The organism is Desulfosarcina sp. (assembly GCF_033791525.1).
Classification (GTDB): Bacteria; Desulfobacterota; Desulfobacteria; order Desulfobacterales; family Desulfosarcinaceae; genus Desulfosarcina.
In genome coordinates this window covers 1-19,499 of the sequence record NZ_JASJGN010000157.1, presented here as the reverse complement: position 1 = coordinate 19,499, position 19,499 = coordinate 1, and the positions used below count along the sequence as shown (strand labels likewise).

At 56.5% G+C, this 19,499-nt stretch carries 21 protein-coding genes and 1 pseudogene; 12 read left to right on the top strand and 10 right to left on the bottom strand.

The features are described from left to right. Window positions 1–30: 30 nt before the first annotated feature. The 5 genes from QNK41_RS07705 to rlmN form a co-directional block, all read right to left on the bottom strand. The gene (locus QNK41_RS07705) at window positions 31–900 is read right to left on the bottom strand and encodes a sugar ABC transporter permease (RefSeq protein WP_319255406.1); all 870 of its coding nucleotides are present in this window, start codon (window positions 898–900) and stop codon (window positions 31–33) included. Beyond that, complete coding sequence (locus tag QNK41_RS07700) at window positions 884–2,107, bottom strand: ABC transporter substrate-binding protein (RefSeq protein WP_319255405.1); 1,224 nt, start codon at window positions 2,105–2,107, stop codon at window positions 884–886. The genes QNK41_RS07705 and QNK41_RS07700 overlap by 17 nt, the downstream gene beginning before the upstream one ends. Before the next feature lie 9 nt (window positions 2,108–2,116). Continuing rightward, a complete protein-coding gene (locus tag QNK41_RS07695) occupies window positions 2,117–3,076 on the bottom strand; it encodes an ABC transporter ATP-binding protein (RefSeq protein ID WP_319255404.1) in 960 nt (319 codons plus the stop codon). After that, window positions 3,052–4,026 carry an aminoglycoside phosphotransferase family protein gene (locus tag QNK41_RS07690; RefSeq protein ID WP_319255403.1) on the bottom strand — a complete coding sequence of 325 codons (975 nt, stop codon included), beginning with the start codon at window positions 4,024–4,026 and terminating at the stop codon, window positions 3,052–3,054. Before QNK41_RS07690 ends, QNK41_RS07695 begins: the two co-directional genes overlap by 25 nt. A 587-nt stretch (window positions 4,027–4,613) precedes the next feature. Then, on the bottom strand, window positions 4,614–5,672 hold the full coding sequence (rlmN, locus tag QNK41_RS07685; RefSeq protein ID WP_319255402.1) for a 23S rRNA (adenine(2503)-C(2))-methyltransferase RlmN: 1,059 nt from the start codon (window positions 5,670–5,672) through the stop codon (window positions 4,614–4,616). A 196-nt stretch (window positions 5,673–5,868) separates the two neighbouring features. Between rlmN and ffh the strand changes: the two are divergent. The 11 genes and pseudogenes from ffh (at window position 5,869) to QNK41_RS07630 (ending at window position 12,900) form a co-directional block, all read left to right on the top strand. After that, a pseudogene (gene ffh, locus QNK41_RS07680) lies at window positions 5,869–7,199 on the top strand (signal recognition particle protein). 12 nt (window positions 7,200–7,211) lie between these two features. After that, window positions 7,212–7,466 (top strand): 30S ribosomal protein S16, encoded by a 255-nt coding sequence (gene rpsP, locus QNK41_RS07675; RefSeq protein WP_319255401.1) that lies wholly within the window; start codon window positions 7,212–7,214, stop codon window positions 7,464–7,466. Between the two features lie 206 nt (window positions 7,467–7,672). After that, the gene (locus QNK41_RS07670) at window positions 7,673–7,903 is read left to right on the top strand and encodes a KH domain-containing protein (protein WP_319255399.1); all 231 of its coding nucleotides are present in this window, start codon (window positions 7,673–7,675) and stop codon (window positions 7,901–7,903) included. After that, window positions 7,887–8,429, top strand: coding sequence for a ribosome maturation factor RimM (gene rimM, locus QNK41_RS07665; protein ID WP_319255398.1), 543 nt, complete (start codon window positions 7,887–7,889; stop codon window positions 8,427–8,429). Before QNK41_RS07670 ends, rimM begins: the two co-directional genes overlap by 17 nt. Window positions 8,430–8,445: 16 nt before the next feature. Then, the gene (gene trmD, locus QNK41_RS07660; protein ID WP_413815129.1) at window positions 8,446–9,192 is read left to right on the top strand and encodes a tRNA (guanosine(37)-N1)-methyltransferase TrmD; all 747 of its coding nucleotides are present in this window, start codon (window positions 8,446–8,448) and stop codon (window positions 9,190–9,192) included. Next, window positions 9,173–9,751, top strand: a complete 579-nt coding sequence (locus QNK41_RS07655) for an RNA methyltransferase (RefSeq protein WP_319255396.1) — start codon at window positions 9,173–9,175, stop codon at window positions 9,749–9,751. Before trmD ends, QNK41_RS07655 begins: the two co-directional genes overlap by 20 nt. Window positions 9,752–9,930: 179 nt before the next feature. Further along, window positions 9,931–10,281 carry a 50S ribosomal protein L19 gene (gene rplS / locus QNK41_RS07650; RefSeq protein ID WP_319255408.1) on the top strand — a complete coding sequence of 117 codons (351 nt, stop codon included), beginning with the start codon at window positions 9,931–9,933 and terminating at the stop codon, window positions 10,279–10,281. An 11-nt stretch (window positions 10,282–10,292) separates the two neighbouring features. Further along, window positions 10,293–10,901: a ribonuclease HII gene (locus QNK41_RS07645; RefSeq protein WP_319255395.1), complete on the top strand. Its 609-nt coding sequence runs from the start codon at window positions 10,293–10,295 to the stop codon at window positions 10,899–10,901. Between the two features lie 175 nt (window positions 10,902–11,076). Then, the gene (locus QNK41_RS07640; protein ID WP_319255394.1) at window positions 11,077–11,448 is read left to right on the top strand and encodes a YraN family protein; all 372 of its coding nucleotides are present in this window, start codon (window positions 11,077–11,079) and stop codon (window positions 11,446–11,448) included. Then, window positions 11,423–12,316: a 16S rRNA (cytidine(1402)-2'-O)-methyltransferase gene (gene rsmI, locus QNK41_RS07635; RefSeq protein ID WP_319255393.1), complete on the top strand. Its 894-nt coding sequence runs from the start codon at window positions 11,423–11,425 to the stop codon at window positions 12,314–12,316. The genes QNK41_RS07640 and rsmI overlap by 26 nt, the downstream gene beginning before the upstream one ends. Before the next feature lie 5 nt (window positions 12,317–12,321). Further along, the gene (locus tag QNK41_RS07630; RefSeq protein ID WP_319255391.1) at window positions 12,322–12,900 is read left to right on the top strand and encodes a 4'-phosphopantetheinyl transferase family protein; all 579 of its coding nucleotides are present in this window, start codon (window positions 12,322–12,324) and stop codon (window positions 12,898–12,900) included. Between the two features lie 11 nt (window positions 12,901–12,911). Here QNK41_RS07630 and QNK41_RS07625 read toward each other — a convergent pair whose 3' ends face one another. The 5 genes from QNK41_RS07625 to QNK41_RS07605 form a co-directional block, all read right to left on the bottom strand. Next, window positions 12,912–13,631: a 3'-5' exonuclease gene (locus tag QNK41_RS07625; protein ID WP_319255389.1), complete on the bottom strand. Its 720-nt coding sequence runs from the start codon at window positions 13,629–13,631 to the stop codon at window positions 12,912–12,914. A 55-nt stretch (window positions 13,632–13,686) separates the two neighbouring features. Next, window positions 13,687–15,582, bottom strand: a complete 1,896-nt coding sequence (locus QNK41_RS07620; RefSeq protein WP_319255387.1) for a putative nucleotidyltransferase substrate binding domain-containing protein — start codon at window positions 15,580–15,582, stop codon at window positions 13,687–13,689. 247 nt (window positions 15,583–15,829) lie between these two features. Next, window positions 15,830–17,380: a sigma-54 interaction domain-containing protein gene (locus QNK41_RS07615; protein WP_319255386.1), complete on the bottom strand. Its 1,551-nt coding sequence runs from the start codon at window positions 17,378–17,380 to the stop codon at window positions 15,830–15,832. Between the two features lie 141 nt (window positions 17,381–17,521). Beyond that, window positions 17,522–18,472 carry an electron transfer flavoprotein subunit alpha/FixB family protein gene (locus QNK41_RS07610; RefSeq protein WP_319255385.1) on the bottom strand — a complete coding sequence of 317 codons (951 nt, stop codon included), beginning with the start codon at window positions 18,470–18,472 and terminating at the stop codon, window positions 17,522–17,524. Between the two features lie 2 nt (window positions 18,473–18,474). Then, window positions 18,475–19,224 carry an electron transfer flavoprotein subunit beta/FixA family protein gene (locus QNK41_RS07605; protein WP_319255383.1) on the bottom strand — a complete coding sequence of 250 codons (750 nt, stop codon included), beginning with the start codon at window positions 19,222–19,224 and terminating at the stop codon, window positions 18,475–18,477. Between QNK41_RS07605 and QNK41_RS07600 the strand changes: the two genes are divergently transcribed. Continuing rightward, a complete protein-coding gene (locus tag QNK41_RS07600; RefSeq protein ID WP_319255382.1) occupies window positions 19,216–19,455 on the top strand; it encodes a hypothetical protein in 240 nt (79 codons plus the stop codon). The two genes, QNK41_RS07605 and QNK41_RS07600, sit on opposite strands and share 9 nt — an antisense overlap. Window positions 19,456–19,499 lie beyond the last annotated feature (44 nt).

The window sequence follows — 19,499 nt, the reverse complement described above, 5'->3', positions numbered from 1 at the left end:
TGACCAAGACCAGCAGGGTGATGATGGGCTTCATAGTTTTCTGACCCCGCTTTCCAGGCGGCGGACAACCCTTGAGTAGACAATGATGAAAAGGACGGCAAAGCCGAACATGATGGTCAAAATGGCCATGGCTTCGGGCCGCCGGGCCAGGTCATGCTTGAAGTAAAGGTTGTAGACATGGATGCTCAGCATTCCGGGCCGGCTTTCGCTTAAAATGAAGGGGATGTCGAAGGCGCCGAAGTTGTAGAGAAACAGGATGATAAACCCGGTGTGCATGGCCGGAGCCAGGCGGGGCAGTACAATGCTGTAAAAAATCCGCAGGCCGGAAGCCCCGAGCATGGATGCGGTCTGGATCTGGCGGGTATCGAAGCGGGTCAGCAACGCCATGGCCAGGATCATGGCAAAGGGGGTGCCTTTGAGTGTGTAGGCCAGAACCATCCCGATTCCCCAGCCTGAATAGAGGAAGTTGGGAAATTCGTTCATGGATTGGATAAGACCGACTGAATGCGCTGCCGAGGCAAGTATGCCGGACTGGCCCCAAAACACCAGAATGACAAAGGCGACGGCAATATGGGGCAGGATCAGGGGAATCTTGTAGACCAGGGCGGCGGTGGACAGCTTCCCGGGCAGTTGCCAGACCCGGTAGGCCAATATGGTGCCGGCTGTTACGGCTAAGAAGGCCGATACGGCTGCCACCCCCAGGGAAAACGCGAACGAAGCAAAAAAGGATCGATCGACCAGGATCCTGGCGTAGGCGTCCAGCGCCCCGCCCGCATGGGGCAGCGGGGTCAGCACGCCGACGGACTGGCAGATGGTCAGTAACACGCCACCGCAAAACAGAACCAGATACGGCAGGACCAAAGGGCTGAGCCTCAGAAATAAGCTATTTGTCCAGGACATGTTCTTTCCAGCCCTGCTCCAAGGCTTCCAGATAAGCAGACGGAATTTCTGGAACCGCCACCGGATCCAATTGCTCCGATCCCAAGGTAGCCGGTCCCAGGTCTACGGCCTGGAATCGTTTTCGGTCCTGCGGGCTCAGCCGGTTTAAATCCAGGGCCGGAAAGTCCCCCCAATTGTCGGGGCTGTATTTGGACAGCTGGGCGTCGACTGAAATGAGGAAGTCGGCCAGAACCATGGCTCCAGACTTGTTGGGGCCGTTGAAGGGAATGGCCGTGAAATGGGTGTTGTAGATGGCGCCGTCTTCCATCACGAAAGTCCGAACGGTTTCCGGATAGCTGCCTTCTATGATCTTGTTCTGGGCGTGGGCCGGGTGGTAGGACATGCCAAAGGCCACCTCACCCCTTGAGAAGAGCGTGTCCAGAAAGGCACTGTCCTTAGGATAGGTACGTCCTTTCTGCCACAGGAAGGGTTCGATGGCGTTGAACCAATCCCAGAGCAGGGGGGCGTTGCGGGCGAATAGATCTGCATCCCAGCCTGCCAGGTATTGCCCATGACCGCCGGTGACCGCATAGAAGATCTGACGGATAAAGGCGGAACCCGTAAAATCAGGAGGTTGGGGATATGTGAAGCGGCCGGGATTGGCGCGGATCCATTCCTTTAATGCAGCCACCGTTTTTGGCGGTGTGTCGACCGTTGCGGTGTCGTATTCGAAGACGAACTGGGCCCGGCCGTATGGCGCTTCATAGCCGTCCACCGCATTGCCGAAATCCAGGGCCACACTGCCAGGATCCACAACCCGTGCAACGGTGGGCAGCTTATGGGCAAACGGACCGAAGAGCAGGCCGGCCTCCTTCGCATTCTTAAAATTTTCCCCGTTGATCCAGAGCAGGTCGATCGTGCCCACTTTTTTCCCGGCCGCTTTTTCGTTGAGCAGTTTATTGATAAAGACCCCGGCGTCCATGGGGACTCGCACAAGATCGATGTCGTAGCGCTTTTTCATCTCTCCGGCCACATAGGTATCCACCCAGGTGTTGACATGGGCCCAGCCGCCGAACATGTACCACCTGACCTGACTGCCCCGGGCCTGTCCCTCGATTTGGGCAAAGGGGCCGGCCAACAGGGATGCATCCGTTGGCTGTGCCGGAAGCGGATCGGACAGGACAAGCATCGCACACAGGGCTGCGAGAAAAGCGACTGTTTTGGTCATGGTGTCTCCTTAATACGGTTTGAGTGTCAGTGTCACCCGCTGACCGGTTTGGAACCGGTCGTCCTGGCTGTAAACGGTGTAGGCCGTGTCCTGGAGCTCGACGGTATAGGCGGTGTAATGGCCGGCAAAGCTCCTTTCTACAATGCAGCCGGAACCGTCTTCGTCAGGCGTCATGGCCAGATTCTCGGGTCGAGCCAGAATGTGCCCGGACAGGAGTTGGCTGGCGGGATAGCCGTTGATCCGAAACAGGGGAAACAGCCGTTCCGGTATCGTGTTCACCGGTCCCAGAAATTTGGCTACCTCCGGTGAGGCGGCGTCGAAATAGACCCGTTTGGGGGTGTCGAACTGCTGGAGGCGGCCGTCCAGCAGGACCCCGATGCGATCGGACATGGCAAAGGCCTCTTCCAGGTCGTGGGTCACACTGATCGTTGGGATGCCGAATTCCTGCTGGGTTTTGCGAATAAACCGGGCGGTTTCCATTTTCAGGTTGCGGTCCAGGTTGGCAAAGGGCTCGTCCAACAGCAGCACCGCCGGGTTGACAATCATGGCCCGGGCAATGGCTACCCGCTGTTTCTGCCCGGCCGACAGCTGGGATGGATAGTGGTGGCCCTTTTCCATGAGCTGAAAATAATCGAGCATCCGATCCACCTGGTCGCCGATCAGGCGTTTATCCATGCGCCGGGCCCGCAGGCCGAAGCCGATGTTGTCCCTTACGGTCATGGAGGGAAACAGGACGTAATCCTGGAAAACGATGATTACCGGATGGGTTCGTGTTGGTGGCGCAGAAAAGCGCACCGCTCCAGCATCGGGCGCGTCCAGGCGGGCGATGATCTTGAGCAGGGTGGTTTTGCCCACGCCTGAGGGGCCGACAATCGAGACCAGCTCCCTTGGCCCGACATCAAAGCTGATATCTTCCAGCACGGTTCGGTTCTTGAACCGCTTGCCTATGTGACGGATTTTAAGATCCATGGGATATCCATCAGGAATTGTTTGATTTTGGTAAAGGTGTCCGGGTTCTGCAGGGGTCGGTCGGTCTGGGTGTATTCATACCAGGCCATGAAACACCAGGAGAGTGCCCGCAGCAGGATCGTCTTCTCCATCACCCGGGTTTTAAGGACCAGTTCGTCCATGTCCATGCCCGGACAGGCCTCTTGATGATAGGCCGCAAGAAACCCTTTTTTCTCATTCGATGTTAACATCGTGTCGCTCTTCCAGAGGGTGGTGGTGGGCACCATGAAATGGCCCAGGTCCTGGTATCGATAGGATTCCACGGCTTTCTCCCAGTCCACCAGGTAGGCCCCGGCATCGCTGACCAGAAAATTGCCTGAATTGACCTCGGTGTTAACCAGGCAGAGATCCTCACCGGTGAAAAGGGTCCGGGTCTGGTCCGCCAGTTCCAGGATGGTGTCGTGATAGACCCTGATCTGGTTGCGCTCTTTTTCCAGGGGGTGATCGGGAAAACGGTTGAACAGGCCCTCGCTTTCCCGGGCAATTTCCATCACCGGATCAGCCTGGACCACTAATCCATCGGGCACGGGAACCCTGTGGACCCGGGCAAAAATATGGGCGGCACGGTTCAGGTCACGCTGGTAAACCAGGGGCTTGCCGGTCAGGTAGGTCATGAGCAGGGCCCCGCCTCCGAGAGGCTCGGGGTGGGGATGGCAGGCAATCGGTCGGGGTGTGACACCGGAGGCGGCCAGGGCCTGGAGTACCTTGAACTCGTATGCGATCTGGTTCTGCCCTAACCCCAGCTGGCTGCCGTGATTGATGCGCAGCACAGAAAGATCTTTTTCGCCTTTGACTAGATAGTTGGCATTGTATTCACCTGCTGCCAGGAAGGCTACCGACATGGGACCCTCGACCCAGCCGGAGGTCGTAAGGAATATTTTTATGCGCTCCAGTTTGTCTGGGTCTGCCATGACCGTTCGGAATACTCCATTATAAATTATTTTCATTTACAAGGCTGTTGAGAAACGTCATGTGTGCAGGCAAGACAGAGCAAGATCCGTCTAAAAAGCGCAGTTTATGGCTGATCAATGAGCATTTTGAGTCGAATTTTAACGCCGCATGGCCAAGCGCAATCGTTTTTTAACAGCTGCTAAATCCCTGTTGAAGCCTCCCCGCGGCAAGCCACGGGGAGGCTTCTGCCTGTAACGGCGGTGTTGCCAAGCACCTTAAGGATGAAGATCGATTTCCAGTTCTCTCGCTATCGCGGTTCAACTTTTTTGCGTGCAATGTCTACCTGTTGCGACGCTATACCATTTTTCTCGTTACGAGTAAATTATATCCAGGACTTTTGACTCCCTGTTTGCCATCACCATTAGATTCTGCAACTGTCTTGGATAGCCTCGGAAAAAAACCGGATCGGTATCCAACGCTTTCCCGCATCGAATATCGATACCTCAGCTATCTGTGGGCTTCCTTCCGATTGATTTTCAGTTGCGTCGTCGCGCTTTACCCTTGGTCGAAATAAATCCGCAGCCCTTACGATTTAAAATTCCATATTTCAGTCATCAAGCCCCCGTTCCGCCCGCAGTTGCCCGCATGCGGCCCCGATGTCCTGACCTTTGCTGTGGCGGACGATCACGGTGTATTGATGCTCGGCCAGCAATTCCTGGAACTGGCTGATTCGGGACGGATCCGGGCGCTCGAAATGGCTGCCCGGGTGCTCGTTGAAAGGAATCAGGTTTATCTTGGCCCTGATGGGGCGCAGCAGTTTTACCAGTCGTTCGGCGTCGGCCATGCTGTCGTTGACACCTTTCATCAGGATGTATTCGAAGGTGATCTTGCGCCGGGGCGGCAGGGGATAGCGTCGGCAGGCTGCCATTAGTTCGGCAATGGGGTACTTGCGGTTGATGGGCATCAGCCGGGTGCGGGTCTCGTCGTCAGTGGCGTTGAGGGAGACGGCCAGGTTCACCCGGGTGTCGCGCCCCAGGTCCGCCATTTCAGGTACCAGTCCCGCGGTGGACACGGTGACCCGCCGCGTGGAGATCTTGAGGCCGTAATCGCCGTTGGTAATTATCTCCAGTGCTTGGACCACATTCTCATAGTTGGCCAGCGGTTCTCCCATGCCCATGAAGACGATGTTGGTCAGGGGCATCCCGCCTTGGGCATTCACCTGGTGGAGGACATCGCGCACCTGCGAGATGATCTCTCCGGCGGACAGGTTGCGCGCAAACCCTCCCCTGGCCGTCATGCAGAACCGGCACCCATGCCTGCACCCCACCTGGCTTGAGATGCACAGGGTGAAATGGTTCTTTTCGGGGATGATCACCGTTTCGATGTGAAGGCCGTCACGGAGCCTGAACAGCAGTTTGCGGGACCCGTCCTGTGAGACCGCCTCGCTTTCCACCTGCAGGCGGGGATTGACGAAGGCCGCTTGCAGGTCCGCCCGCAGCGGTTTTCCGATGTCGGTCATGTCGTCGAACCGGTCGGCCTGGCGCAGGTACACCCACCGTAATATCTGGTCGGTGCGAAAGGGACGCCTGCCACGGTCTTTCAGCCAATCGGCCAATTGCTGCCGGGAAAGATCTTTGATATCGATTTTACTTGATTCTGTGGCCATGATATGGGATCCACGTGCCGGGCTCGGTTTGCCGGTCCGGAGTTGTCAAGGGGTGTCTGGTCATGCAGGGGCTCGGACCTGCCATGCACTTCGATTATATAAGCATACGAGGCCTTTTGGCCTTTTTTTTATATCTTGACATACCATTTAAAAAAATCTACTTTCAAGGTTTTAGTTGATACGCCGGTAAAAGGTTATGTTCGATACACTCAGCGACAAGCTAAATTCGGTCTTCAAGCAGCTCAAGGGGCAGGGCAAACTTTCTGAAAAGAATATTGCCGACGGCCTGCGAGCGGTGCGGATGGCACTTTTAGAGGCCGATGTCCACTACCAGGTGGTCAAGCAGCTGGTGGCCGATATCAAGGCACGCGCGCTCGGCAAGGAGGTAATGGGCAGCCTTACCCCCGGCCAGCAGGTGGTGAAGATTGTCAATGAGTCGCTCACCCTTCTCATGGGAGAAGCCCATCAGGGACTGAGCCTGGCCGGTGAAAAACCGGTTGCGGTAATGCTGGTGGGCCTTCAGGGTTCGGGTAAGACCACTCGGCGGGGAAACTTTCGGTGATGCTGCGAAAAACCGGAAAACAACCCTTCCTGGTGCCTGCAGACGTATACCGCCCCGCTGCCATTGACCAGTTGAAAAAGCTGGGCGGCCAATTGGGCGTGCCGGTTTTCGATTCCACGCCGGACATGGATCCGGTGAAGATCTGCCAGGATGCCCGGGTGGCGGCCCAAAAGGCGGGCTGCGACACCCTTTTGCTGGACACCGCCGGACGGCTGCACATCGATGAAACGCTGATGGATGAGCTGTCGCGCATTCGCACGGCGCTAAAGCCCACGGACATCCTGCTGGTGGCCGACGCCATGACCGGCCAGGATGCGGTGAACATCGCCAAGTCTTTTGACGAACGTCTGGACATCGGCGGCGTGGTACTCTCCAAAATGGACGGTGACGCCAGGGGCGGTGCAGCCCTGTCCATCCGGTCGATCACCGGTAAGCCCATCAAGTTCATTGGCGTGGGCGAAAAGCTCAGCGACCTGGAAGCCTTTCATCCGGATCGCATGGCTTCCCGGATTCTCGGCATGGGTGATGTCCTCACCATGATCGAGAAGGTCCAGGAGGTGGTGGACGAAAAAAAAGCCCTCGAGCTTGAAAAGAAGCTGCGAAAAAACCAGTTCTCCCTGGAGGATTTCCGCGACCAGATGCGTCAGATTCGAAAAATGGGGTCTTTGACGGATATCCTTGGCATGATTCCCGGCATTGGCAAGATCAAACAGATGAAAAACCTGCAGGTGGACGAAAAGGAGTTGGTCCACATCGAAGCGATCATCAATTCCATGACCCCCCACGAGCGGAATCAATACGGAATTATCAACGGCAGCCGCCGCAAGCGGATCGCCGCCGGAAGCGGAACCCGGGTCCAGGATGTGAACCGCCTGCTAAAAAATTATGCGCAGGTGATGAAAATGATGAAAAAAATAAATAAAGGCGGTATGCGCGGATTGGGCCGCGGCATGCTGCCCTTCTAAAGGAGAACAACAATGGCAGTAAAAATCAGACTGGCCCGGCATGGGGCAAAAAAGAGACCCTTTTACCGGATCGTTGCCGCTGACAGTGACAGCCCCAGGGACGGTCGTTTTCTGGAAAAGCTCGGCACCTATAATCCGCTGCAGGATCCGGCACAGGTGGTTCTGGATACGGATCGTGTCAAATACTGGATCGGCCAGGGCGCGATCCCCAGCGATACGGTCAAAACGATCCTCAAACGTGAAGGTGTTATCGCCACTGCGGAATAACGGTTTGACGAACTCGTAAAAAGTCGCATTTCCGACGGATTCGTAAAAAGCCCGAGATCAAGGCTTGCGAATCCTGAGGAATGAGCCTTACTTACGGTACGCCGCAGTGACGAAGGATGAAGCGTAACGCAGATATCTGGCTTTTTACGAATCCGTCACGGTTTGCGCCGAACCTGGTTCTCCGCCGCAGCAAAGGAGATGGAGCTATGAAAGAGCTGATCAAGTTCATTGCGCAGGAGTTGGTGGATTTTCCCGACCAGGTTTCCGTTGAGGAGATCGAGGGCAACCAGACGTCTGTCCTTGAATTGAAAGTGGCCAAAGCGGATCTGGGCAAGGTGATCGGCAAGCAGGGGCGTACGGCACGTGCCATGCGAACCCTGTTGAGTGCGGCCTCCGCCAAAATAAAAAAGCGTTCGGTTCTTGAAATCATCGAGTAGCCTCAACGACAGGGACGATCTGGTCCTGGTGGGCCGGGTGGTCGGCGTTCACGGTGTTCGGGGCAGCCTCAAGGTTCACTCCTATGCCGAATCCCTGTCCGTTTATGAAGCGGGGGAGGGGATCCTGGCAGTGCTTCCCGACGGCTCGGTTCGGACGCTGACCGTCGAGTGGGTGCAGTCCCACGGCCGTTTGCTCCTGATGGCCCTTGAAGGGTTGGCCGACCGCAGTCAGGCCGAAATCCTGATCGGCTCGGAACTATTCGTGGACAAAGTGTGCTTGCCGCCGCTTGAGGAAGACACCTATTATTGGTCCGACCTGGTGGGGCTGCGCGTTTATGATACCAGCGGATCCCTGCTGGGGCGTCTCGACGAAGTCATTCCTACTCCTGGCAATGACATATACGTGGTCAAGGGCAAGCAGGACGGACAGACGAGAGAAATGTTGATTCCCGCCATCGGCGACGTGGTCCTGAAGATCGACCTGGAAGGCAAGACCATGATTGTGGATCCGCCGGAAGGACTATAGGGTGGCTGATGGAACCATGGACGTTTGTGTACTGACTCTTTTCCCTGAACTGTTCGACCCGTTCTGGAATCACGGCATTATCCGGCGTGCGGTTCAGGGGCAGAAAATCAACCCCATGACCATCAACATCCGCGACCATGCCGAAGGGCGGCATCGGGTCACGGATGACCGGCCTTACGGCGGGGGTTGCGGAATGGTGATGAAACCGGAACCGTTGACTGCGGCCCTGGCGGAAGCCAAAATCGGGATGCCATCGGCAACGACGCTGCTACTTTCCCCGCAGGGCAAGCGGTTCGATCAGGTCCTGGCTCAATCGCTGGCATCCGAGGATGGACTCATTCTGGTCTGCGGTCGCTATGAAGGCGTGGATGAACGGTTTTTCGACCAACATGTGGACGGTGAGATTTCCATCGGCGACTTCGTTCTCACCGGCGGCGAGTTGGGTGCCATGGTGGTGATCGATGCGGTAGCTCGTCTGATTCCCGGTGTACTGGGAAACGATGACTCCGCCGGAAGCGATACGTTCTGTGACGGACTGGTGGAGCACGCACACTACACGCGGCCGCCAATCTTCGACGATGAGCCGGTACCCGATGTGTTGTTGTCCGGTAACCACCAGGAGATCGAGCGGTGGCGCCGGGAAACCGCCTTGATGCGGACGGTAATGAAGCGACCGGATCTGTTGGCACAGCGGGATTTTTCTCCGCAGGAGAAGGACATACTGGAAAAATGGCGCCGGGACATTGACAGGCTCATCGGGTAAACGGCTTTATGTCGCCCTGATTCACCATCCGGTGATCGATAAGAACGGGGAAACGATCGCTTCGGCGGTCACCAACCTGGACCTGCACGACATTGCCAGGGCAAGCAGAACCTATGGGGTCAAAGGCTACTATGTCATCACCCCGCTGAAAGACCAGATGGTGCTTGTGAACCGCATCCTTGGCCACTGGATCACCGGGGTGGGTAGCACATACAACCCCAATCGACAGCAGGCACTGGAACTGGTCCGGGTCAAGGCAACCATCGCCGAGATGGTCAGTGAAATTGCCGAAGCGGAAGGGCTTCGGCCCAAAACAGTCGCCACCACGGCCAGACGACACGTGGGGGGCCTGTCATACCGACGGTTGCGTGAAATGCTGCGGGTCGACGGGACGCCGCTCGTATTGGCCTTCGGAACGGCCTGGGGACTTTCCGACACGTTCATGGCTGACGCGGATTTCATTCTGGATCCGCTGACCGGGGCGGGAACATACAACCATCTGTCGGTGCGATCGGCGGTGTCGATCATCTTGGACCGGGTGCTGGGCGGAGAAATTTGACGATTACGTAAGAAGGCCGATATCAGCGTTAGGCTTCATCCCTCGTCACTGCGGAGTACGACACGTACACCTCCTTCCTCGGGATTCGCAAGCCTTGATCTCGGACTTCTTACGAAACCGTCGGAAAAGCGAATGATTACGAAGCGATACTTTTAAGGATAAACCAATTTCAGGGAGTGATCATGGAAATCATCAAGAACATCGAAAGAGAACAGCTCCGCATGGATCTGCCTCACTTCAAACCGGGAGACACCGTCACCGTTCATGTGAAGATCCGCGAAGGCAACAAAGAGCGGATCCAGGCTTTCCAGGGCGTTGTCATCAGCCGGAAAAAAGGGATGGCCAACGCGACCTTCACTGTCCGCAAAGTCTCCTACGGGGTGGGGGTCGAAAGAGTCTTCCCGACGAATTCGCCCATCATTGACCGGGTTGAAGTCATCACCCGCGGCCGGGTGCGGCGGGCCAAGATCTACTACCTGCGTAAACTGCGCGGAAAAGCTGCCAGAATCCGGGAAAAACGATTCAAATAGATTGGAAACTGTTGATATCAGACCTTTGGGCATTTGAAAAAAAGGCCCGTGACATGGGCCATCCGATCATTGCAGGCATTGATGAGGCCGGCCGGGGTCCCCTGGCCGGCCCCGTTGTTTCTGCCGCAGTCATCCTGCCCGACGGCGCTGACCTTCCCGGCATCGACGATTCGAAAAAGCTGACGCCGGCCAAGCGCAACCGCCTCTACGACCGATTGTATACCGTTGCCCGCGCCATCGGGATCGGCGTGGTTGATACGGTCGAGATCGACCGAATCAACATCCTGCAGGCCACGCTGCGTTCCATGGCCATAGCGGTGGCCAACCTTCAGCCCCGCCCGGACCATCTGCTGGTCGACGGTATTTTTACCATTGCTTCAAACCTGCCCCAGCAGGCCATCAAAAAGGGGGATTCGCTGAGCATCTCCATTGCTGCAGCCTCCATCGTGGCCAAAGTTACCCGGGACCGGATCATGATCCAGGTGGACACCCTGTTTCCTGAATTCGGATTCTACCGGCATAAGGGCTATCCCACCCAAACTCATCGGGCAGCGATCATGCGCCACGGATGCAGCCCCATCCACCGCCGGACCTTCAAAGGGGTGCGCGAGTATGTGTGATAGCTGAAAAGTCAAAGCTGGAAGTTCAAAGGTCAAGCTGGAAGGTAGACGGTCAGAAGACTGAGGGCGGAAACAAGAGAAAATGAACATCGATCATCGAATAGTGAATGGATTTAGGAATTGGATGATTGAGATAACCAATCCAACCAATTAAACCAACCAATTAAACTAATTCATGCTCAATCGGCAACAACAATTTGGCAAAAAGAGCGAACGTTTGGCCGCGGATTTTTTGAAACGAACAGGTTATCGTATCCTCGAGACCAACTATCGATCCAAGCTGGGTGAGATCGACATCATCGCCAAGGAGAAGGGCACCCTTGTTTTCGTGGAGGTGAAAGCCCGCAACACGAACCGATTCGGCAGCCCCAAAGCGGCTGTCACCCCTGCCAAGCAGCGTAAAATATCAATGGCTGCCCTGGACTACCTGAAACGGTCCGGTCAGACTGAAGCCAGCGCCCGTTTCGACGTGGTGGCCATCGACACCGCATCGGGGAAAATCGAGATCGAGGTCATCAAAAATGCCTTTGCCCTTGCCTACGGATGACTTGGAACCGGTTCGATGCCCCGGTGGCCTGTATGTGGTGGCCACACCCATCGGCAATCTGGAAGACATCACCCTGCGCGCCATCAAGACCCTGAACGGGGTGGATTTGATTGCCGCCGAGGATACCCGTCACACCGCCCGGCTGTTGTCCCACTACCGCATTCGTACACCCCTGATCTCCTGCCATGAGCACAACGAACACCAGCGGACCCCGGAACTGATCGACAAGATCCGGTCCGGAGCAGCTGTAGCCCTGGTTTCCGATGCTGGCACGCCGTCGGTGTCCGATCCCGGCTACCGGCTGGTGCGCGCAGCCGCTGAACAGGGCCTGAATGTTTTTCCCATCCCGGGCGTGTCGGCGGCAATTACGGGCCTGTGTGCATCGGGACTGCCTACCGATGCTTTCATATTTTTGGGGTTCGCCCCCAAGAAGAAGGGTAAACGGATGGATCTGCTGGCTTCGCTGCGCGCTGAACCCCGGACGCTGGTTTTTTACGAATCCCCCCGGCGGGTAGTTGGTTTTCTGGATGAGATCCGCTCGGTGATGGGTGACCGGCCCGCGGTACTGGCCCGGGAGATGACCAAACTTCACGAGGAGTTCATCCGCGGCACCCTTTCTGAGATTCTAATCGTTCTGACCGATCGCCCCGAAGTCAAAGGAGAGTGTACGCTGCTGGTGAATGGCGCAGCGGCGATGGCTCCAATCTCCGATGCTGATCTGGCCCAAGCGCTTCGCCAAGCGCTGGCTCAGCCCGGCTCCCATCTTGCGGAACTTTCCAAAGCCTTTGCCAAACAATACAACCTGCCACGGAAAACGGTTTACGAAATGGCCCTGACCATTCAAAAAGAATCCGACGTGTCGGCCTGAGTCCCATGACGCAAGCCGCAACTCAGATATTTCCGGTGATCCTGCCGGTCTCTGACGCCGATAAACGCCTTAACGGGCGTGACAAGGTCAAGGCCCTGAGCCGTCTTGCCCGATCGGCCCTGATGAAATCATGTGAACAAAGCGGGCTTCACCTGGATGCTTTTCCCAAGAACGAAAAAGGCGTCCCCCTTCCGGTAGGCGGCGTCCACTGGTCGTTGACCCATAAATCCGACATGGTTGGCGGTGTGGCGTCCCTGTTGCCGGTGGGTATGGATCTGGAGACGATCCGGCCGGTAAACGACGCCTTGCTGGCCAAGGTCGCCAATGACGATGAGTGGCAGTTGGTGGGCGGGGACCGACAGAAGGCCTTTTTCCGATTCTGGACTGCCAAGGAAGCCGTACTCAAGGCCGTGGGGAAGGGCATGGTCGGCCTTTCCCGCTGTCGGGTTGTGGCGATCGTCGATGATACACGCATGACGCTGACCTACGACGAGACCTGCTGGCCGGTTGCCCACTTCTGGTTCGACGGCCACGTGGCCGCCTTGACCGCCCCGCAGGTTTCGGTTTCCTGGATGCTGTTTTAATCCATCGAAATCTATAGCCAAAGTTGGGCAACCGGCGTTTGAGGATCATAGCGATCCTGAAGTTGGGCCTGGAGCAGTTCGGCCGTTGCCAGGGCATCGGTGAGGGCATGGTGGGGGTGGTAGGGCGGCAGACCATAGCGGGACCTGGAGGCATCCAGTCTCAGCGAGGGGCTGTTTATTTCACCAAACCATCGCTGAATGGCGTTGGGTCGTTTGTATGGGTGCTTTTCCTCTTCAATCGTCATGGTGTCGATCATCGGAAATTGAAGCTGTTCACCGGTCAGTTGCATGGTTGCCGCTTTCAAAAATCGACGCTCGATTTCATGGCAGTGGGCCACGATCACCTTGCCGGCCATGGCCTGAAGCAGCGCATAAAAATAATCGGCAAAGGTTGGCGCGGCTTCCACGTCGCTGTGGGTAATGCCGTGAATGGTTACCGCTATTTCCGCTATCGGCAGGTTGGGTCGGACGATCCAGTTTACCGCCCCATTGCACCGGATGCGGTAATAATCAAAGGGGATGAGGCCGATGCTGATAATGGCATCATTCTGATCGTCAAGTCCCGTGGTTTCAAGGTCTAAGGCTAACAAGGGCACCCGGGAAATGGGCGTGTCTGCGGGAGCCAGAGGTTGTCGGTAATAGGTGTGAAGTCTTGCATCACGGGTTTTGGCAGCCATCTCGATGTATCGGCTTGGCCAGTCAACATGCCGGTTTGCTCGGTCTTTGTCCAAGCGGCTTGCACCAGGTCGATCTGAACAATAAGTTTTCATGGCCCGGGTGATATCCTCATCTGATTGCGCGCATACCATCGGAAGCGGTGTAGCGATAGCGTAAGAAAGATTGACTCTTATCGACAATTTGAAAGGCATTGCGAAGGTGCCGGCGTTCAAATGACGATAGGCGCGTGGGCTCGACGTCATTGTCCGGTTCGATGCCAGTGTCAATCTGTTTGGCTTGGTGGCGAATTCGCACCATTGAAATGAACTCGAGCGCATCGTTCAGGTCGCTGCCCACACCCTGTGGGAGCAGGTCCGTCTCATTCACATCGGCAAGTCTTTCCAGGGTATTTAATGAGCGAGACCCGCAAGCCAGTGCGTGGACTCTCACCAGATCGCTGATGGGGGCGGTGCCGCGCTCTTTTAGATTAAAGGTTTTGATATGCTCTCCATTGGGCTCCAAGACAAAATGTCGGAAAAACCCCAAGGGTGGATTGCGCATGAGCGCATTGCGGGCGATGTGGGCCAAAAATTTACGGCTTTGGGGTGCCTTCTCACGGATCAGCCGCTTGAGTGCCTCGGCAAATTTCAAATGGCCGTAGATGCCCTCCAGGTCAAAAAAAATCGAGCTGTGCAGCAACGCCTCCGGATCGGGGTCATCGATCCAGTTGCTGAACATCTCTTGCCATGCTTTCAGTGGCTGGCGCCAGCGTGGATTGGTGCCCATAATTTCACCGTCGCAGTAACTGTAGCCGCAAGCGGCCAGACCGTCACTGACGAATGCGGCCAGGCCGGAAAAATATGCATCGTGCTGTTGCGGAATAAATTGATCGTCAAGAATAAAGGCATTGTCCTGATCGGTCACCATCAGTTGCTCCTGCCGGGCCATTGACCCGAGTGACAGGTAGCAATAGGGGATCGGGGGTTCGCCGAGCTTGGTTTCACCCAGCTGCAGCAGCCGTTGGGAGATGCTGCTCCCGATGAAGGACAGCGCGCTGCCGATCATGTGCGAATTGGCATCCTCGTTGACCATATGGACAAAGGATGGCTTGACCTTCTCGCTGATCGCTTTAAGTCCTGCCACATCGGTTTGCTTAAAGATTTCACTCACCAGATAGACGCTGCCGTGGGATTCATATTGGACAATATCGGCAGCGGTGATCACGCCGATGGGATTGCCTTGGTGTAACACCGGCAGATGGTGCAGGTTGTGGCGCATCATGGTGAGCATGGCTTCGAAGGCGTAAGCCTCAGATCGGCAACAGACGACTTCCCTGGACATGATATCCCGGACCGGTGTCGACAGGGAAAGCCCTTTGGATAACGCGCGGGCCCGCAGGTCGCGATCGGTAATCAAACCGGCGATGGCGCCCTGACTGCCAACCGAAGGTGCTTCTTCCATGATGAGAAGTGAGGACACCCGTGCACGAGTCATAATTTCCGCCGCTTGCTGAACGCTGGCGGATGGTAATGCGGTAACGATCTCCCGGCGAATGAGTTTGCGCACCGGCGAAGCCAACAAGGGGTTGTAGCCATCCTCTCTAACCTTGTTAACTGCCTGATGCAGCCGGGCTCCGTGGCTTTCTTCCATATAGTCGGCAAAACCGTCGAATTGTTCGCACAAATGCTGAAACTGAGCGTTGGGGATGAGGTAGACCAGTGTATCTTCGATCGCCTTGACCGGATAGCGCACACGCTTGCTTCGCATGAGGGCGAACTGACCGAAGCAGTCCCCTTCACCGAAGCGGTTGTAGAGTTCTCCGCTGCTTCGGCTGACCTCTACGGCCCCGCTGCGGATAAAGTATAAAGCGTAATTGTCCTGCCCCAAGGCAAGGATCGTGCTCTTGGCTCTGAAATAGGCCACTTCGATATGTGAAACGAGGCCGTCGAGGATAGCCGGCGGTAGATCACTGAACGGCCGGTGGCGCGATAGGTGGTCCTTTATTTCAAACAGTTCTATTTCCATGAATCTGTTCCCTAAAAAGTCGATGGCGAATTCGCGCTTGTTATCGTGTCAGGGGTCAGGCAAAAATGGGATACTCATTTCCCGACCCATTTTTGCCTGATCGCCTGGTAGTCGCCGTTTTCGATGAGTTCCAACAAGGCCACATTGATCCTGTCCCGATAATCGCTTCCCACCGGAAAGGCAAAACCATAGCTTTTTTCTGGAACGTCAGGCCCACGATCTTGACCTTATTTTATTTTCTACTGATTCACATCTTCGTCCTCCCGGTCTCTCTGAAGACTCGGCGATCGATACCCAATCGCTTCAGTTTGTAATGCATCAACTGGGGGGAGATCCCCAGACGGTGGGCAGCGCCGGCGGCATTTCCCCGTGTAGCTGCCAGGGCGGCCTGAATGCTGGCGATTTCGCTCTTGGTTTTCATCTCGGCGAGGGTCAGACCCGAGAAGGCAGGATCCTTTGACGATGCGGAAAAGGCGGGGTTGAACCGACCGCTGCGGTTCGCTGAACGGGCATGAGACGGGGCGGTTGCCTGTCGTGGATGCTCCATTAGAAACGGAACCGACAGGTGATGCATCTGGATGGTTGTTTCTGCACCTACCATATTCATGGCCCCTTCGATCACATGTTCCAGCTCGCGCACATTGCCGGGCCAGGTGTAGCGGTTGAAGCGACCCATCACATCCATGGCTATTCCGGTGACCTGTCTGCCCAGGTGACCGTTGGCCTTGGCCAGAAAATGGCTGACCAGCCGACCCAGATCCTCCATACGTTCACGCAAAGGGGGAATACTGATGAACACCACCGCCAGGCGGTAGAACAGATCGGCGCGCATCGAACCGGATTCGATGGCAGTGTGGGGGAGAACGTTGACGGAACTGATAACCTTCAGTTCCACATCGATCTCCTGCATGGCCCCCACCCGCCGGACTTTGCGTTCCTGGAGAAAACGGAGCAGTTTGGCCTGCAGGCCCGGCGACATGGCATTGATTTCGTCCAGGAAAAGGGTGCCGCCGTCGGCTGTTTCAAACAGCCCGGCTTTGTCGATCGCGCCGGTGAAGGCACCTTTTGACGTGCCGAAGAGCATGCCCTCCAACAGGTTCTCGGGGATGGCCGCACAATTGATGGCCACGTAAGGCTGGGTTTTACGCGAGCTGTGGTTATGGATGGATTGAGCGACCATCTCTTTGCCGGTGCCGGTTTCGCCGAAAACCATGATCGGTGAGGGGGAATCGGAGGCCAGTTGGGCGGCCTTCAATGCAGCCAGCAGATCCGTATGGGCACCGATGATGTCGCCAAACGTAAAGCGGGTGCCGTTCTCTCCGGGTTTCCTCATACCTATCACCGGAGATACCCCAAACGTGGAAACGGATCGCGGCAATCCGGCCTGGCTGATGGCGGCGAGGGTTTGTTCGATATTCTTGTAGTCGGTGATATAGCAGATGGCGCCGATGAGGCGGCCGTCTGCGCGAAGGGGATAGATGTTGTGGACGGAGTTGACCACTTTTCCCAAATGGGTGCGGTAATAACAGGCCAGGTTTTCGATGGCCTTGCCGATTTTCAGGCAGGTCATGGTTGGACTGGTTCCCTCGTCGACCCGGTAAAGGTCCCTGACGGTCCGTCCGATGGCGTCGTCGATCCTCAGATCGTCAATTCTGGCCTGGGTGTCATTCATGTAAAGGATGACGCCATGGATGTCGGTGATCATGACCCCCTGGTGAAATTGATCCAGCACCGGCAGCAGGGACATCCTCCCGGGATCGATGTCCGGAAAGAGACGGTTGATTTCAGTTCGCTTCATAAACCGGTTTTAACCACACGGCGGGATAAAAACAAGGCTAAGGGCAAAGGTAATTCGTGTGCCTGCATCATATGCTGAAGATGGTTTCTGTGCTACGCCCGTTGGGATGAAGCGCAGCGGTTTAATCCACCTGGGCATGGTTTAACGCTTCACCGACCCTAAAGCCGCTTCCAGGGCCGGCAGGATGTCGAACAGATCCCCTACCGCATAGTAGTCGCAATTGGCCATGATGGCGGCGTTGGCATCGGTGTTGATGGCGATGATGGTCTTGGCGGTTTTCATGCCGGCAAAGTGCTGGATGGAACCGGAGATGCCCACGGCCAGGTAAACTTTGGGGTTCACCTTGACACCGGTCTGGCCCACCTGCATGGCGTAGGGCACCCAACCGTTGTCTACGGCCACTCGGGAGGCGCCCACGGCGGCGTTGAGGAGCCTGGCACAGTCAAAGAGCAGCTTGAAGTTCTCGGCATTCTTCAGCCCCCGCCCGCCGGAGATGATAATATCCGATTCGGCCAGGTACTGGGACCCTCCGCCGTCGGTGCGGGTTTCCATCACCTCGAACCCGCCGCGGAGATCGGCCGCAAAGGCAAAATCGATGACCTCCGCCACTGCCGGCGCTTTCAGGGGGGCGACGACATTGGCGCGCATGCCGTAGATGAAATGACTGCCGGTCATGGATATGGTGGCGATGGTCTTGCCCGAATACTGGGAGGTCTTCACCCGGTGGGCGTCCAGGTCGATGTCGATGCAGTCCATGATCAGGGGCGCATCCAGCCGGGCGGCGACGCGCGGCAGCAGCTCCCGGCCGGTGGGACTGGTCAGGCCGATCAGCGTGGTGATTTCATTTTCCTGCATGGCCGCAACCACCGCGGCGGCATGCACGGCAGGATTCCAGCCGTCGCTGCCGGTGCGGATGTTGACGATGCGGGTCACCCCGTATGCTTCCAGCGCGGCCTTCGCATCGTCGGCCGGCGCGTCCACCACCAGGGCGACCAGTTGCCGGTTCTCTGCGCGGGCGGCGGTGGCCACACCGAAATTGGTTTCCTTGACGTGCCCGTCCTTGAGCTCGATGAGCAATCCGATAGGCTGCATGGTCAAATCACCTTGGCTTCGTTCTTGAGGATGTCCACAATCTGCGCGGCGATGTCTGAGGCGCTGCCCGTAAGGGCTTTTGGGGTGTGCTGCTCGACAGCCGGCACCAGTTCCAGGATCTGCATGCCGGCCGCCGGCGGGTCAATGGCCAGTTCGGTCAGGTTGATCCGCTTCACCGGCTTCTTGCGGGATTTCACGATGTCCGGGAATGTCGGGTAATTTGGGCTGTTCAGCCCTTTGCCGGCGCCGATGACGCAGGGTGCGGACATGCGGAAAACGTCGATGGTACCGGCTTCACGCTCGCATTCCACCGTCACGCCACCGCTGTCCGCATCGATTTTAATCACGTTGGTGGCCACGGGCAGGCCCAGGTGTTGGGCCAGGCGGAACTGGGTCTGCATGCCTTCACTGTCGATGGATTCCTTGCCGGTGAATACCATCCACGGCCGGCCGTCGGACCGGATGGCGGCCGCCAGGGCGCGGGCGGTGAATATGCTGTCGTGGTATTGATCGGTCTCGATCAGAATGCTGCGATCGGCGCCCATGGCCATGGCCGAACGCAGGGTGTTTTCCGCGGCTGCTTTGCCCAGGCAAACGGCAACGACCTCGGTATCTGCGGATGACGCCTTGATCTTGGCCGCCTCGGTGACGGCGTGCTCGTCGTAGGGGTTCAGGAGGAAGGTGATTTTCTCGTTAATGCCGGTCTTGCCTTCGACGGTGATGCTGGCGGCGGAATCGGGTACGTGTTTCACGCAAACGTAGATGTTCATGTTAGTGGCTTAAACCTTAAAAAGACCCCTCACCCTGACTACGACAAACTAAAATCACTCACTGACGCAGAGCAATATCTAAAGCCAGAAGTCAGCTTTGAAATACTGGATGAATATGCATTGAAAATCAGTGATAATAAAGCGGCTAGTGAACTACAAAAAGCCAGAAAAAAGCTATTTAGTTTGATTTTCAAACACCCTAAAACCGGATGAGTGGTTTAGGCTATTTCAGACTCATTTGTTAATTGGAAAATACT

Excerpts from the sequence above, each read along its gene's own strand:
- QNK41_RS07705 (WP_319255406.1), bottom strand. The coding sequence starts at position 900 with ATGTCCTGGACAAATAGCTTATTTCTGAGGCTCAGCCCTTTGGTCCTG.
- QNK41_RS07700 (WP_319255405.1), bottom strand. The coding sequence starts at position 2,107 with ATGACCAAAACAGTCGCTTTTCTCGCAGCCCTGTGTGCGATGCTTGTC.
- QNK41_RS07695 (WP_319255404.1), bottom strand. The coding sequence starts at position 3,076 with ATGGATCTTAAAATCCGTCACATAGGCAAGCGGTTCAAGAACCGAACC.
- QNK41_RS07690 (WP_319255403.1), bottom strand. The coding sequence starts at position 4,026 with ATGGCAGACCCAGACAAACTGGAGCGCATAAAAATATTCCTTACGACC.
- rlmN (WP_319255402.1), bottom strand. The coding sequence starts at position 5,672 with ATGGCCACAGAATCAAGTAAAATCGATATCAAAGATCTTTCCCGGCAG.
- rpsP (WP_319255401.1), top strand. The coding sequence starts at position 7,212 with ATGGCAGTAAAAATCAGACTGGCCCGGCATGGGGCAAAAAAGAGACCC.
- QNK41_RS07670 (WP_319255399.1), top strand. The coding sequence starts at position 7,673 with ATGAAAGAGCTGATCAAGTTCATTGCGCAGGAGTTGGTGGATTTTCCC.
- trmD (WP_413815129.1), top strand. The coding sequence starts at position 8,446 with ATGGACGTTTGTGTACTGACTCTTTTCCCTGAACTGTTCGACCCGTTC.
- QNK41_RS07640 (WP_319255394.1), top strand. The coding sequence starts at position 11,077 with ATGCTCAATCGGCAACAACAATTTGGCAAAAAGAGCGAACGTTTGGCC.
- rsmI (WP_319255393.1), top strand. The coding sequence starts at position 11,423 with ATGCCTTTGCCCTTGCCTACGGATGACTTGGAACCGGTTCGATGCCCC.
- QNK41_RS07630 (WP_319255391.1), top strand. The coding sequence starts at position 12,322 with ATGACGCAAGCCGCAACTCAGATATTTCCGGTGATCCTGCCGGTCTCT.
- QNK41_RS07620 (WP_319255387.1), bottom strand. The coding sequence starts at position 15,582 with ATGGAAATAGAACTGTTTGAAATAAAGGACCACCTATCGCGCCACCGG.
- QNK41_RS07615 (WP_319255386.1), bottom strand. The coding sequence starts at position 17,380 with ATGAAGCGAACTGAAATCAACCGTCTCTTTCCGGACATCGATCCCGGG.
- QNK41_RS07610 (WP_319255385.1), bottom strand. The coding sequence starts at position 18,472 with ATGCAGCCTATCGGATTGCTCATCGAGCTCAAGGACGGGCACGTCAAG.